Source organism: Giesbergeria giesbergeri, assembly GCF_054779375.1.
This window is the reverse complement of record NZ_BAAGYJ010000001.1, coordinates 201,666-215,074: the sequence shown is the minus strand read 5'-3', so window position 1 is coordinate 215,074 and position 13,409 is coordinate 201,666. Positions and strand designations below refer to the sequence as shown.

The 13,409-nt window shown below is 57.7% G+C and carries 13 protein-coding genes; 4 read left to right on the top strand and 9 right to left on the bottom strand.

All coding sequences use genetic code 11. The annotated features are described in order from the left end of the window. The coding region (locus ACYVB2_RS00970) for a type IV pilus assembly protein FimV (RefSeq protein WP_460534881.1) at window positions 1-717 on the bottom strand (717 nt) is incomplete at its 3' end. A 252-nt stretch (window positions 718-969) separates the two neighbouring features. Further along, on the bottom strand, window positions 970-2,316 hold the full coding sequence (locus ACYVB2_RS00965) for a TIGR03862 family flavoprotein (RefSeq protein WP_382431422.1): 1,347 nt from the start codon (window positions 2,314-2,316) through the stop codon (window positions 970-972). Between the two features lie 149 nt (window positions 2,317-2,465). Between ACYVB2_RS00965 and trxA the strand changes: the two genes are divergently transcribed. The 4 genes from trxA to ACYVB2_RS00945 all read left to right on the top strand — a co-directional run bounded on the left by trxA (window position 2,466) and on the right by ACYVB2_RS00945 (window position 6,507). Next, window positions 2,466-2,798, top strand: a complete 333-nt coding sequence (gene trxA, locus ACYVB2_RS00960) for a thioredoxin TrxA (RefSeq protein WP_382431424.1) — start codon at window positions 2,466-2,468, stop codon at window positions 2,796-2,798. A 279-nt stretch (window positions 2,799-3,077) separates the two neighbouring features. Next, entirely contained in the window at window positions 3,078-4,340 is a 1,263-nt protein-coding gene (gene rho / locus ACYVB2_RS00955) for a transcription termination factor Rho (RefSeq protein WP_382431426.1), read from the top strand. 97 nt (window positions 4,341-4,437) lie between these two features. Then, the gene (locus ACYVB2_RS00950; RefSeq protein ID WP_382431428.1) at window positions 4,438-4,695 is read left to right on the top strand and encodes a type B 50S ribosomal protein L31; all 258 of its coding nucleotides are present in this window, start codon (window positions 4,438-4,440) and stop codon (window positions 4,693-4,695) included. Between the two features lie 96 nt (window positions 4,696-4,791). Beyond that, window positions 4,792-6,507, top strand: coding sequence for a hypothetical protein (locus ACYVB2_RS00945; protein ID WP_382431771.1), 1,716 nt, complete (start codon window positions 4,792-4,794; stop codon window positions 6,505-6,507). On the opposite strand, the gene phoR is transcribed toward ACYVB2_RS00945, so the two are convergent. From phoR to pstS, 7 genes are all read right to left on the bottom strand, one after another. Further along, entirely contained in the window at window positions 6,508-7,854 is a 1,347-nt protein-coding gene (gene phoR / locus ACYVB2_RS00940; protein WP_382431430.1) for a phosphate regulon sensor histidine kinase PhoR, read from the bottom strand. Window positions 7,855-7,899: 45 nt separating this feature from the next. Further along, window positions 7,900-8,607: a phosphate regulon transcriptional regulator PhoB gene (gene phoB / locus ACYVB2_RS00935; protein WP_382431432.1), complete on the bottom strand. Its 708-nt coding sequence runs from the start codon at window positions 8,605-8,607 to the stop codon at window positions 7,900-7,902. Window positions 8,608-8,629: 22 nt separating this feature from the next. After that, window positions 8,630-9,337, bottom strand: a complete 708-nt coding sequence (gene phoU, locus ACYVB2_RS00930; protein ID WP_382431434.1) for a phosphate signaling complex protein PhoU — start codon at window positions 9,335-9,337, stop codon at window positions 8,630-8,632. Window positions 9,338-9,352: 15 nt separating this feature from the next. After that, on the bottom strand, window positions 9,353-10,144 hold the full coding sequence (gene pstB / locus ACYVB2_RS00925; RefSeq protein ID WP_382431436.1) for a phosphate ABC transporter ATP-binding protein PstB: 792 nt from the start codon (window positions 10,142-10,144) through the stop codon (window positions 9,353-9,355). A gap of 15 nt (window positions 10,145-10,159) precedes the next feature. Next, on the bottom strand, window positions 10,160-11,041 hold the full coding sequence (pstA, locus tag ACYVB2_RS00920) for a phosphate ABC transporter permease PstA (protein ID WP_382431438.1): 882 nt from the start codon (window positions 11,039-11,041) through the stop codon (window positions 10,160-10,162). Then, window positions 11,038-12,051, bottom strand: a complete 1,014-nt coding sequence (pstC, locus tag ACYVB2_RS00915) for a phosphate ABC transporter permease subunit PstC (protein ID WP_382431773.1) — start codon at window positions 12,049-12,051, stop codon at window positions 11,038-11,040. The genes pstA and pstC overlap by 4 nt, the downstream gene beginning before the upstream one ends. 95 nt (window positions 12,052-12,146) lie before the next feature. After that, window positions 12,147-13,190: a phosphate ABC transporter substrate-binding protein PstS gene (gene pstS / locus ACYVB2_RS00910; protein WP_382431440.1), complete on the bottom strand. Its 1,044-nt coding sequence runs from the start codon at window positions 13,188-13,190 to the stop codon at window positions 12,147-12,149. Window positions 13,191-13,409 lie beyond the last annotated feature (219 nt).

Genomic DNA, 13,409 nt, shown 5'->3' with positions numbered 1-13,409 from the left:
TGGCGCACCCGTTTGTGGCGTCGGTGGTGTGGGTGCAGCCGTTGGGGGATTGGAGGCGTTTGGTAAAGTTCCCAGCGGTTCTAGCACCAGACGGGCTGCTGGCTGCTCTGAAACGGCCTTGGCCGCAGGCACCACCACAGGTGCAGCGCCCTGCCCCACCCATACTTTGGAGCGTGGCCGTACAGGCTCGGGGGCATTGGCAGAAGCCGCTTGCTTAATCTCTTTGGCCCGGCGCTGTGGGTCGGGGCGGGCACGTTCTGGCGCGCGTGTGGCCTCTGGCGATACCGCCACCACGTTCAGTGGTTGGACACCCACAGAAGCATCCCGCACCACCCCTGCAAATGATTCGGGCAGATCGGCCAACAGGGTATAGCTGCGCCGCACTACCCCCGTACATCCCACCGACAGTTGCACCGTTACCACCGGCTCACTGATAGGGGCGTTGGTTTGCACACGGGCCAGCAACGGCTTGCCACGCTGTGCAGGTTGCAATGTCACGGTACTGAGACTGGCTCCCATCCCGGCTTCACCTTGCAACACCTCGGCAGACAAACACAAACGGCCCTCTGCTGCTGCCGCGTCGGCATGAATTTGGAAGCGTATGTCTAGTGGGCGCCCTAAGACCACATTTCCTAAGGCTCCCCCCAAGGACAAGGCACCGGCTCCTGAAGTAAACAGGGCCGCACTAAGGGCTAAAAGGGGGGGGCGCAGTTTCACGGAACTCTCTTGGAATGTGATGGCGATTCTTGCACATCACCGGCCCTCAAAACAATTCGGAGACTGAGCATAGTCAAGGAATGCATATCTCCGTCTCTATCGGAGGCGCCGGTGCTACAGGCTGGGGCATTGTCTAACTTGTACGGACTGCTGCTGGCTATATGCTGCTGGCTTCCCAAGCAAGCATTGCCGAAACAATCCGCCCAGCCATTTTGATGCAATGGTAACGTGGGGTTGACCCCGGCTTGCGGTTCAGGTGGTGGGTGTGCGCTGGGCAGCTATCCATCGGGCGGCCCCCTGTCCCGCATGTACCCCAGTGGACATACTGGCAGTCAGCAGATAGCCCCCGGTGGGGGCCTCCCAGTCCAGCATTTCTCCAGCACAAAATACGCCCGGACATTGGCGCAGCATCAGGTGTTCATCCAGATCCTCTAGGGCTACGCCCCCCGCAGTGCTGATGGCCTCATCGATGGGGCGGGTGGCTACAACGGTGATGGGCAGTGCCTTGATGGCAGTCGCCAGCACCAGCGGCTCATGGACTTGTTCTTTGCCCAACTGCTCGTACAAAATACCCATCTTGATACCTTCCAGCCCCAGTCGACTCTTGAGGTGGCTCGACAGGCTACGTGTGCCGCGCGGGTGGCGCACTTCGGCCAGCACCCGTTCGGGCGTATGGTCGGGCAATAAATCCAGATGGAAGGTAGCACTGCCGTGGGTTTCGATTTCATCGCGCAACAGGGCTGACACAGCATAGACCAGACTGCCCTCCACCCCGGTGGCGGTGGCTACAAACTCGCCCCGGCGCTGAAAATGCCGTCCAGCACTGTCACGAAAATCAAGCGCCACCGATTTGAACGGCTGTCCGGCAAAACGGCTGGAGAAATGCGCTGTCCAGCCGACGGCTGAAGACTGGCCCAGCAACTCACGCAAACACTCACGGCGGGTCTCCTGTCCTAGGGCGGCTTGGTGCAGCACATCAAAACCGCAATTGGCAGGCCGCAGCGGTGCTACGTTGACCCCCTGTGCTTGCAGCCACGGTGCCCAGGCACCATCGGAGCCTAAGCGTGACCAACTGGCACCGCCCAGGGCCAGCACCACCGCGCGGGCTTGTATCTCTAGGTTCCCGGTAGGGGTGTTGAAGCACAAAGCACCGTTGGGGCTCCAACCCATCCAGCGGTGACGCATCTGAAACTGTACCCCCAGGTGGCGCAGCCGTTGCAACCAAGCGCGCAGCAAAGGTGCAGCCTTCATGCTGGACGGGAACACCCGCCCCGAAGATCCGACAAAGGTCTCGACCCCTAGACCCTGCGCCCAAGCGCGCACCTGATCAGCACCGAACTGCTGCAACCACGGTTGCAATTGTGTCTGACGTGGGCCAAAACGGGTCACAAAGTCTGTCGCAGGCTCGGAATGGGTCAGGTTGAGCCCCCCCTTGCCAGCCAACAAGAATTTGCGACCTACCGTGGGCATGGCATCAAACACCTGCACGGCCACACCTTGACGGGCCAAGGTTTCAGCGGCCATGAGGCCCGCAGGGCCAGCGCCCACAATGGCTACGCCATCAAAAAAACAAGGGGATGCGGAGTGGGATAAGTTCATCGAATGGGGTCTGCCGTATGACCTGCTGTATCCTAGGTGGGGCTATCGCAGCCATAGCCAAAAGCAGCCCGGATGGCAGCAGGGAAAAGGGGGGTTTCTGTCACAATGCGCACACTTTATCTTGAGCGCCTCCGATTGAAGGAAAACCCATGGCAAGCGAATTGATCAAACATGTCTCTGACGCCAGCTTTGACGCTGACGTGCTACAGGCCACGACCCCCGTCTTGGTGGACTACTGGGCCGAATGGTGTGGGCCTTGCAAGATGATTGCCCCTGTGCTGGATGAAGTGGCCAGTGCTTACCAAGGCAAGCTCACCGTGGCGAAGATGAATGTCGATGAAAACCGCGAAGTGCCCGCCAAGTTCGGTATCCGTGGCATTCCTACACTGATGCTGTTCAAAGATGGGCAACTGGCTGCCACCAAGGTTGGGGCGATGAGCAAAGCCCAACTCACGGCGTTCATCGACCAGCAATTGGCCTAAGCATTGCTTTGGTGGGGCGGTGCCCCTCCTGCCCCGCTGTGCTGCCATGCTTGCATGCAGCACAGTATGGATATTCCGAGCCTGCCTAGCGTTTTGTAGGACGCCTGCTCTGTTGCTGAACATTTTTTCCTGTCATAATGCCCCACTGATCCCCGGTCTGCACGCATAGGCAGCACCCGGCCCGATCGCCCGGCCCGCACCAACTGCCCGTTGCAGCCTCCCGGCGCCTCGCATTCCCCCAGAGTCAGATTCATACCACTCCGCCACGGAGTCATTCCCATGCACCTTAACGAACTCAAGGCACTGCACGTGTCTGAAGTCCTCAAGCAGGCCGAAGCACTTGAAATCGAAAACGGCGGTCGGATGCGCAAACAGGAATTGATGTTTGCCATCATCAAAAAGCGCGCCAAAGCCGGGGAGCAGGTCTTTGCCGATGGGGTGCTGGAAATATTGCCCGATGGCTTTGGCTTTTTGCGCAGCCCCGACACCAGCTACACCGCCAGCACTGACGATATCTACATTTCACCCAGCCAGGTGCGCCGCTTTAATTTGCACACCGGTGACATGATTGAAGGCGAAGTGCGCACGCCCAAGGATGGCGAACGCTACTTTGCGCTGACCAAGCTCGACAAGGTCAATGGTGGCCCGCCTGAGCAAAACAAGCACAAGGTGATGTTTGAGAACCTCACGCCGCTGTTTCCTAAAGAGCAGATGCGGCTAGAGCGTGACATCAAGAGCGAAGAAAACATCACTGGCCGTATCATCGACATCATCGCACCCATTGGCCGAGGCCAGCGCGCCTTGATTGTGGCGCCACCCAAGAGCGGCAAGACCGTGATGATGCAGCACATTGCCCATGCCATCACAGCCAACAACCCCGATGTGCACTTGATGGTGTTGCTGGTGGATGAGCGCCCCGAAGAAGTGACTGAGATGCAGCGTACAGTCAAGGGCGAGATCATTGCTTCTACTTTTGACGAGCCAGCTGCCCGCCATGTACACGTGGCCGAAATGGTGATTGAACGCGCCAAGCGTTTGGTGGAGTTGAAAAAAGACGTAGTCATCTTGCTCGACTCTATTACCCGTCTGGCCCGTGCTTACAACAACGTGGTGCCCTCGTCGGGCAAGGTGCTGTCGGGCGGTGTCGATGCAGCGGCATTGCAACGGCCTAAGCGTTTCTTTGGTGCAGCGCGCAAGGTAGAAGAGGGCGGCTCGCTCACTATTATTGCCACGGCCTTGGTCGATACGGGCAGCCGCATGGACGAAGTGATTTTTGAAGAATTCAAAGGCACAGGCAACTGCGAAATCCACCTCAACCGCCGCCTGTACGAAAAGCGTGTCTTCCCAGCGATTGAACTCAACAAGAGCGGCACCCGCCGCGAAGAGTTGCTGCTGGCCCCCGAGATTTTGCAAAAGACCCGCATCTTGCGCCAGTTCATGTACAACATGGACGAAATCGAATCGATGGAGCTGATGATCAAGAACATGAAAGCCACCAAGAGCAATGTCGAGTTCTTTGACATGATGCGCCGGGGTGGCTGATTTTTGCATCGGTATGCGATAATCGAGAGCTTTTTCTGCGGAAAGTATGCCAAGTGGTTTGGCACGGCTCCCGCACCAGACACAAAAGGTAAAGATCATGAAAGCAGGCATTCACCCCAACTACCGCGAAGTGCTGTTCTCGGACTTGTCCAACGGCTTCAAGTTCGTGACCCGTTCTTGCGTGAACACCAAGGAAACCGAAACCTTTGAAGGCAAGGAATATCCTTTGTTCAAGCTGGATACTTCCTCTGAATCGCACCCCTTCTACACCGGCACACAAAAGTCGGTGGACAATATGGGCGGTCGCGTGGAGAAGTTCCGCAACCGTTTCGGCAAGACCAGCCTGTCCAAGTAAGACCTGCTTCTTCGCTACCAAGGCAGCCCGGGCAACCGCGCTGCCTTTTTGTTTGTCTTCACCTGTTCTTGAGCGATTGTTTGACCCGTGCGCCGCGTGATCCCACAGACCCCTGCCATCGTTGCCCAAAGCGCCGTGCGCCGATTGCCGCGTCTGGCGCTGTGGTTGTTGTGCTTAGCTTATATCCTGCCTGGTTTTTTGGCGCGCGACCCTTGGCGTGGCAACGACATGGCCGCCTTTGGTTTCATGCGTGCTCTGGCACTGGGCCAAACCGACTGGTGGGCTCCCCAATTGTTGGGAATGGCACCAGAGACCCAAGGTCTGCTGCCTTATTGGCTGGGCGCATGGGCCATGCAAGGGGCGGCGGCAGTGGGGCTGTGGTTGCCTCCCGAACTGGCCGCACGTCTGCCTTTTGTCGCCATGTTGGTGGTGAGCTTAGCGGCAACATGGCATGGTGTTTATTGGTTGGCTACCAGCCGAGGGGCACAGCCAGTGGCCTTTGCCTTTGGTGGTGAAGCACAGCCTACAGACTATGCCCATGCCATTGCAGACGGTGCCTTGTTGGCCCTGTTGGCCTGTTTGGGGTTGGCCCAGCCTGCGCATGAGGTGAGTTCCTATCTAACCCAACTGTGTTGTACGGCCCTGGTGTTTTATGCCCTGGCTGCATCCCCTGCGCCGTTTTGGCGCTCGTCATTGGCACTGGCTGTGGGTTTGATCGGGCTGGTATTGAGTGGGGCACCTGTGCTGGCACTGCTCTACAGTGTGGGTGGCACGGTGCTGTATTGGTGGGAACACCAACACGCTTTGGCCGATACCCGCCCTGCTGGGCACAAGAGCATGGTAGTCATGCTGATGGGGCTGGGGGCGGGCATGCTGGCCCTGCAATTGGACTTGTTGCATTGGCAGGCCATGCTGCCTCCTTTATCTGATGCAGGCAGTTTGGGGCGGTTGCTGTTGTGGTTTACCTGGCCTGCCTGGCCTTTGGCCTTATGGACGGTGTGGCGCTGGCGCAAACAGATTGCCGACCGCCAGCCACACCGCCATTTGCTGCTGCCTTTGTGGTTTGTGTTGGTGGGATTGGGGGCCACATTGACAACACAGCCCTCAGATCGTGCCTTGCTGTTGGCTTTGCCTGCCTTGGCGGCCTTGGCAGCCTTTGCTTTGCCCACTCTTGGGCGCAGCGTGGCTGCGTTGGTAGATTGGTTCACGCTGCTGTTTTTTAGTGTGTCGGCAATTGCGATTTGGGTGATTTGGCTATCAACACAGACGGGCATTCCAGCCAAGCCTGCTGCCAATGTAGCCCGGCTTGCACCGGGTTTTATCCCAGAGTTTTCGCCGCTGGCACTGTTGGTCGCCCTCACAGCCAGTGCCGCTTGGTGTGCCTTGGTGGCTTGGCGGGCTGGACGCCATCGGGCTGCCATTTGGAAAAGTTTGGTATTGCCAGCCGCCGGGGCTACCCTGAGTTGGCTGCTGTTACTGACGCTGTGGTTGCCCATGCTTGACTATGCCCGTAGCGACGCACCACAGACCCGTGCTGTGATGGCTGTATTGGAAGGGCCGCCTGCCTGTGTGTATGCCTATGGCCTCAGTCGCACACAGGTCGCTGCGTTGCAATACCACGGCCAATTGAGCCTGCACTCTTTACCAAGGCAGCGGCCCCAACATACCGATTGTGATTGGCTGGTTGCCAGCCACCACACCCGGTTGCCTGTGAGTTGGGGGGATGTGTGGCAAGAAAAAGCCCGCATAGCCCGACCCACAGAAAAAACCGATTTGCTGGTGGTGTACCAGCGCCGTTGGGCGCAACGCTGATCAGGCCGCCTTGGTGGGTGGGCGCACCCGATTGGCCGGAAAGTGTACGCTGAAGGTGGAGCCCTGACCCAGCGTACTCTGGATATCCAGCCTGGCATCGTGGCGTTGCAGCACATGCTTGACGATAGCCAGCCCCAACCCCGTACCGCCGGTTTCGCGGGAGCGGCTCCGATCCACGCGGTAAAAACGCTCTGTCAGACGCGGGATATGCACGGCATCGATGCCTGGGCCAGTATCACGCACAGCAAACACGGCGCTTCCATCCGCCTGCCAATGCCAACTAACCTCAATGCTGCCGCTGGCAGGGGTATAGCGCACTGCATTGCTGATCAGGTTGGACAATGCACTTTGCAGCTCTGCCTGTACGCCTGCAATCTCCCCCATTCCTTCTGGTGGTGCGGGGAGAGGAAAAATCATGGTGTGTTGGCGTGCTTGGTTGCGGGTGAGCAATTGCGACAAGGCGCACCCTTCGTCTGCACACTGCTCCAACAGATGTTGTACCGAAACCCATTCAGCCATGCCTGGGCGTGGGCTTTCTTCTAGGCGCGACAAGGTCAGCAGACCCTGCACCACACTTTGCATACGGGCTGCTTGTTGCGCCATCAGGCCCAAATAGCGGGTCTGCTCTTCGGTGCTCAGTTGCAAGGTCTGTAAGGTCTCTACAAATCCTGCTAATACCGTCAGCGGGGTGCGGATTTCATGCGACACGTTGGCGACAAAATCGCGGCGCATGGCTTCGGCTTGCTCTAGCGCCGTAATATCGCGCGAGATCATCAGCTTGCGGCCCTTGCCATGTGGATATATCTGTACCGAAAGACGCACAGGCCGGGCAGGTGTGTTGGAGCGGCCCTGCAACACCACATCGTTGCTATAGTCCTTGCGGTTGTAATAGGCAGTGAAGTCGGGGTCTCGCACCAGGTTGCCCAAAGACTGCATCTGATCGCGCTCTACATCAAAGCCGAAATGCGCGCAGGCCGTTTTGTTACACCATTCAATATGGCCCTGCGAATCCAGTAGCACCAGCCCATTGGGCGAGGCTTGCAAGGCGGCAAACACATCTTCTAGGCGTCGTTCGCTTTCTTGCACCTGTTGCTGTTGCACTCGCAGTAGGCGACGCACACGGTCTACAGCCAGTCCCCAGAGCCCGTGCATGCCTTGGGGGGCATGGCCCAGCTCTCCATGGCGAAACCAACGCAGCACCTTGGCACCTCGCCACAAGTCTGTGGCAAACCAGCACCAGCCTGCAAAGGCTCCTCCCACAGCAGCACCCCAGGCACCGGCATACCACCAGCCCAGTAACAAGCCCATGATCTGGCTGAATGAGAAAATGAAGATGCGCCAGGTCATTGCAGTGTGGGGTGTTGGTGGGCGGGAGGGTGGGGGCTGTCCAGGTCAGGCTTGCAACAGCGCCTTGGGCTGAGCGGTCAGGCGGTAGCCCGCACCACGCACGGTCTCGACCATGCTGCCTGCCACCCCCAAAGCCTCGCGCAGGCGCTTGACGTGCACATCGACTGTGCGCTCTTCAATGAACACATGGTCGCCCCACACTTTGTCTAGCAGTTGCGAGCGGCTGTGTACGCGCTCGGGGTGCTTCATCAGGTAGTGCAGCAGCTTGAACTCGGTAGGGCCCACTTTGACAGGCTGGTCTTGGCACGACACCCGGTGCGTCGCGGCGTCCAGTGTCAGAATGCCAATGGTTACGCTGTCGCTGAGTTGCTCGGGTGCGCGCCGGCGCAGCACCGCCCGGATGCGCGCCAGCAGCTCCTGGGTAGAGAAGGGTTTGGTGATGTAGTCATCTGCCCCAGCATCTAGCCCAGCCACTTTATCTGGCTCGTCGCCTCGGGCGGTGAGCATCAGAATGGGGATGGGCTTGGTGCGGCTGTCTGCGCGCCATTTGCGCGCCAGCGTCAGGCCGCTTTGGCCCGGCAGCATCCAGTCCAGCAAAATCACGTCGGGCAGTACGGCATCCAGCTCGCGCTGGGCCGACTCACCATCTTCCGACCAAATTGGCGAAAAGCCGTTGTGGCGCAGGTTGACGGCAATCAGCTCCGCAATGGCTGGCTCGTCCTCCACAATCAGAACACGGGGAAGTTGTTTCATCGCTCATGCCCGGCCTGAAGGTCTATCGGAGTACGCTGGATTCGATTTGCTCCAGCGAGGTGTGGCGCACATCCAGCCCCTTGACCAAATAAATCACCAATTCGGCCATGTTCTTGGAGTGGTCACCAATGCGTTCAATGGCCTTGGCTAAGAACAGTAAGTCGAGGCTGGTAGAGATGGTGCGGGGGTCTTCCATCATGTAGGTGATGAGCTTGCGCACAAAGCCATCAAACTCCTGATCGATCAGGTTGTCTTCTTTCAGAATGTCTACCGCTGCCTTGGTGTCTAGGCGGGCAAAAGCATCCAATGCTTTGCGCAACTGGCCGGAGGCCAGATCGGCTGCTACGCGCAAATCCATCGTGGGCAAGGCACGCGGCACACCACCACGTTGGGTGATGGACTTGACCATGCGCGCCATGCGGCTGGCCTCATCGCCCATACGCTCCAGATTGGCGGTGGCCTTGGACACCGCCATCAGTAAACGCAGATCGCGGGCTGTGGGCTGGCGTCGGGCAATGATGGAGGCGAGTTCGTGGTCAATCTCTACCTCCATGGCGTTGACACGCGCCTCTAGTGCCTCCACCTGATCGACGGCTTCCAAATTGAAATTGGACAAAGCATGAATGGCCTGACGAATCTGGGACTCCACCAAGCCGCCCAGTTCCATGACGCGGGTAGAAACATTGTTCAGTTCGCTGTCGAACTGCGATGAAAGGTGTTTTTCACTCATTGCGTGTCTCCCGGATCAGCCAAAACGGCCGGTGATGTAGTCTTCTGTTTCTTTGCGTTGGGGCTTGAAGAACATGCGCTCGGTCTCACCAAACTCGATCAGGTCGCCCAAGTACATATAGGCGGTGTAGTCGCTGCAGCGGGCGGCTTGCTGCATGTTGTGCGTCACGATCACCACGGTGTAGTCGCTCTTGAGTTCGGCAATCAGCTCTTCGACCTTGGCCGTAGAGATGGGGTCTAGTGCCGAGCAGGGCTCATCGAGCAGCAGCACTTCGGGTTTGATGGCAATGCCTCTGGCAATGCACAAACGCTGTTGTTGACCACCCGACAGGCTAGAGCCGTTTTGGTGCAGTTTGTCTTTCACTTCATTCCACAGCGCCGCCTTGTTCAAGGCCCATTCCACGCGGTCTTCCATTTCGCTGGCGTTGAGGCTTTCAAACAGCTTCACGCCAAAGGCAATGTTGTCAAAAATCGACATCGGAAAGGGGGGTGGCTTCTGGAACACCATACCGACCTTGGCCCGGATCAGTGCCACGTCTTTTTTGCTGGTGAGCAGATTTTCACCATCCAGAATGATCTGGCCTTCGGCACGCTGCTCGGGATACAACTCGAACATGCGGTTAAAGGTGCGCAGCAGTGTGGATTTGCCACAGCCGGAGGGGCCAATAAAAGCGGTGACTTTATTGGCTGGGATGTCCAAGTTGATACCCTTGAGGGCATGGAACTTGCCGTAATAGAAGTTGAGGTCACGCACCGTGATCTTGGCATCGGTCGGTGCAATGGGCGTGACGTGGGCAGAAGAAGTCATGCAACAGTCCTTGTCTTATTTTTGGCGCGTCAGCACGCGCGCCAGGATATTGAGTCCGAGCACCGCCAGCGTAATCAGGAACACACCGGCCCAAGCCAGTTGCTGCCAGTTCTCGTAGGGGCTCATGGCAAACTTGAAGATCGTCACGGGCAGGCTGGCCATCGGTTTGGAAAGATCCGAATTCCAGAACTGGTTGTTCAGCGCCGTAAACAGCAGTGGGGCTGTTTCGCCTGCAATACGCGCTACCCCCAGCAAAACCCCAGTGATCACACCGGCACGGGCGGCCCGCAGCGTCACCATCGTGATGACTTTCCACTTGGGCGTGCCCAAGGCATAGGCTGCCTCACGCAAACCAGCAGGCACCAACAGCAGCATGTTTTCGGTCGTGCGAATCACAACCGGAATGACAATCAATGCCAATGCCAAAATACCAGCATAGGCCGAAAAGCTCTTAAAGCGGGCTACGACCACGGCATACACAAACAGACCGATCACGATACTGGGGGCCGAGAGCAAAATGTCATTCACAAAGCGGGTAGACGTGGCTAACCAGCCCTTGGGGTTGTATTCGGCCAGATAAATCCCCGCCATGATGCCAATGGGGGTGCCCACCAGCGTCGACAGCGCCACCATGACAAACGAGCCATAAATCGCATTGGAAATACCGCCCGCCTCGTTGGGGGGAGGGGTCATCTCCGTGAACAGCGCAACGCTCAGTCCACCCACGCCAAGGCGAATGGTTTCCCACAAAATCCAAATCAGCCAGAACACACCAAACGCCATCGCGCCCAGTGACAGGGTCAAGGCAATTTGGTTGACCCGTTTGCGGCGGTTGTAGCGCGCTTGGCGCATTTGGGTTTGCTGGTCGGCATGGAGCGAAGTGGGTACGGCACTCATGAGCGTGCTCCTTCGTTCTTTTGTAGGCTAGCCAGCAACACCTTAGACAGGGCCAGCACCACAAAAGTGATGAAAAACAGCACCAGACCCAGATAGATCAAGGAAGCTTGGTGCAAACCTTCGCCTGCTTCAGCAAACTCATTGGCCAGCGCCGAAGTAATGCTGTTGGCTGCTTCAAACAGCGACAAAGAATCGAGCTGGTTCATATTGCCAATGACGAAAGTGACCGCCATCGTTTCGCCCAGAGCTCGTCCCAAGCCCAGCATGATGCCGCCCAGCACGCCCGTTTTGGTAAAGGGCAGCACTACTTTCCAGACCACCTCCCAGGTGGTTGAGCCCAGCCCATAGGCTGACTCTTTGAGCAGCGGTGGTGTCACTTCAAACACATCGCGCATCACTGCGGCGATGAATGGAATGACCATGATGGCCAGAATGATGCCTGCCGACAAAATACCAATACCCACTGGTGGGCCAGACACCAAGGCACCCAGATAGGGCACACCACTGAACCACGATTGCAGCGGCTGTTGCACATAGGCAGACAAGATCGGGCCAAAGACCATCAGACCCCACATGCCATAGACGATGGAGGGCACTGCTGCCAGCAATTCAATGGCCGTACCCAGCGGGCGCTTGAGCCAAGCGGGTGAGAGTTCGGTCAGAAACAGGGCAATGCCAAAACTGACGGGCACAGCAATCAGCAAAGCGATGATGGAGGTGGCTACCGTGCCATAAATCATGACCAAACCACCGTACTCGTCTTGCACGGGGTCCCAAACAGTGCTGGTCAGAAAGCCCAGACCATATTTAGAAATCGAAGGCCAGGCACCTGCCACCAGCGAGGCCATGATGCCCAGCAACAGCAGCAGCGTCAGGATGGCGGCACTACGGGCCAGCCAGCCAAACAAGCGATCGGCCAACATACCTGAGATCAAGGGCGTGTGGGGAGGAGTAGGCTTGGGTTGCACGCGTGGCTCGGTATGAACCGACGTGCTCCCGCTGACGGGCATCGTTGTGGACACGTTGAGTAGCCTTGAGGAGAAGTAAAAATGCAATCATGGGGGCGGTGCTGGCGTGGGTAGCGTCAGCACCACCCCAGCGACCATCACTTGTAAGCGATGGCCTTGCCAGAAGCGTCTTTGATGTTGTCGGCCCAAGACTTGGTGACCAGGTCTTTCACTGCGGCTGGCAGAGGGACATAGTCCAGATCGGCTGCTGTTTTGTCGCCGCTCTTGTAGGCCCAGTCAAAGAACTTGAGCGAGGTGGCCGCATCGACTGCCTTGTCGGGGGTCTTGTGCATCAAGATGAAGGTGGGGTTGGTGATGGGCCAAGTGGCCGCGCCGGGCTGGTTGGTCAAAATCAGGTAGAAGCTCTTGGGCCAGACAGCACCTGCCGCTGCGGCTTTGAAGGCATCATCGTCAGGGGTGACAAAATTGCCCGCTGCGTTTTGCATCAGCGTGTAGTTCATTTTGTTTTGCTTGACGTAGGCGTATTCAACATAGCCAATCGAGTTGGGCAGGCGGCCCACAAAAGCAGCAACGCCTTCATTGCCTTTGCCGCCAGCCCCCGTGGGCCAGTTGACAGCGGTACCCTCGCCCACTTTGGCTTTCCACTCGGCGTTTACCTTGGACAGGTAATTGGTGAAAATAAAGGTGGTGCCCGAGCCGTCTGCGCGGCGCACTGGCGAGATCGTGGCATCGGGCAGGGCCAAGCCAGCATTGAGAGCTTGGATGGCGGGGTCATTCCACTTGGTAATTTTGCCCAGGTAGATGTCGCCCAGCACTTGGCCTGACAGTTTGAGTTGTCCGGGGGCAATCCCTTTGACGTTGATAACGGGCACTACGCCGCCAATCACCATCGGAAATTGCGTCAGGCCTTTCTTTTCCAGGTCTTCTTCTTTCAGGGGCATGTCTGAGGCACCAAAGGCCACGGTTTTGGCCTCAATCTGGCGCAAACCCGCCCCCGAGCCTACCGATTGGTAGTTGATTTTGATCCCTGTGGCCTTGTTGTAATCGGCTGCCCATTTGGCATACAGCGGTGCTGGGAACGTAGCGCCCGCGCCAGTGACTTCTTGTTGCGCCATTGCAGCAGAGAATGCACCAGCACCGACAACACCAGCGACCAGCACGCGAATCATGGACAGTTTCATGGGAGAGACCTCTCAGGTTGGAAAGTACAGTTGTTGCCGACTCTAAAAGCCGTTTGTGACAGTGTCGTGACATGATTCACGCTGCCCCACACCCCTGAAATGCCAGAGAAGCCATACAAAAAATACCAAACGCCATTGCCTGTATGACAAGATCGTCACGGTAATGTCATGATTGCTGCATAGTCTTCAGGCATTCGCTCTGTCATCCTTGCCTTGCCA

Bases quoted from the DNA above. Each gene is read 5' to 3' on its own strand.
- trxA (WP_382431424.1), top strand. From the start codon at position 2,466: ATGGCAAGCGAATTGATCAAACATGTCTCTGACGCCAGCTTTGACGCT.
- ACYVB2_RS00965 (WP_382431422.1), bottom strand. From the start codon at position 2,316: ATGAACTTATCCCACTCCGCATCCCCTTGTTTTTTTGATGGCGTAGCC.
- phoU (WP_382431434.1), bottom strand. From the start codon at position 9,337: ATGAGTGAAAAACACCTTTCATCGCAGTTCGACAGCGAACTGAACAAT.
- ACYVB2_RS00950 (WP_382431428.1), top strand. From the start codon at position 4,438: ATGAAAGCAGGCATTCACCCCAACTACCGCGAAGTGCTGTTCTCGGAC.
- pstB (WP_382431436.1), bottom strand. From the start codon at position 10,144: ATGACTTCTTCTGCCCACGTCACGCCCATTGCACCGACCGATGCCAAG.
- phoB (WP_382431432.1), bottom strand. From the start codon at position 8,607: ATGAAACAACTTCCCCGTGTTCTGATTGTGGAGGACGAGCCAGCCATT.
- pstA (WP_382431438.1), bottom strand. From the start codon at position 11,041: ATGAGTGCCGTACCCACTTCGCTCCATGCCGACCAGCAAACCCAAATG.
- phoR (WP_382431430.1), bottom strand. From the start codon at position 7,854: ATGACCTGGCGCATCTTCATTTTCTCATTCAGCCAGATCATGGGCTTG.
- pstC (WP_382431773.1), bottom strand. From the start codon at position 12,051: ATGCCCGTCAGCGGGAGCACGTCGGTTCATACCGAGCCACGCGTGCAA.
- rho (WP_382431426.1), top strand. From the start codon at position 3,078: ATGCACCTTAACGAACTCAAGGCACTGCACGTGTCTGAAGTCCTCAAG.
- pstS (WP_382431440.1), bottom strand. From the start codon at position 13,190: ATGAAACTGTCCATGATTCGCGTGCTGGTCGCTGGTGTTGTCGGTGCT.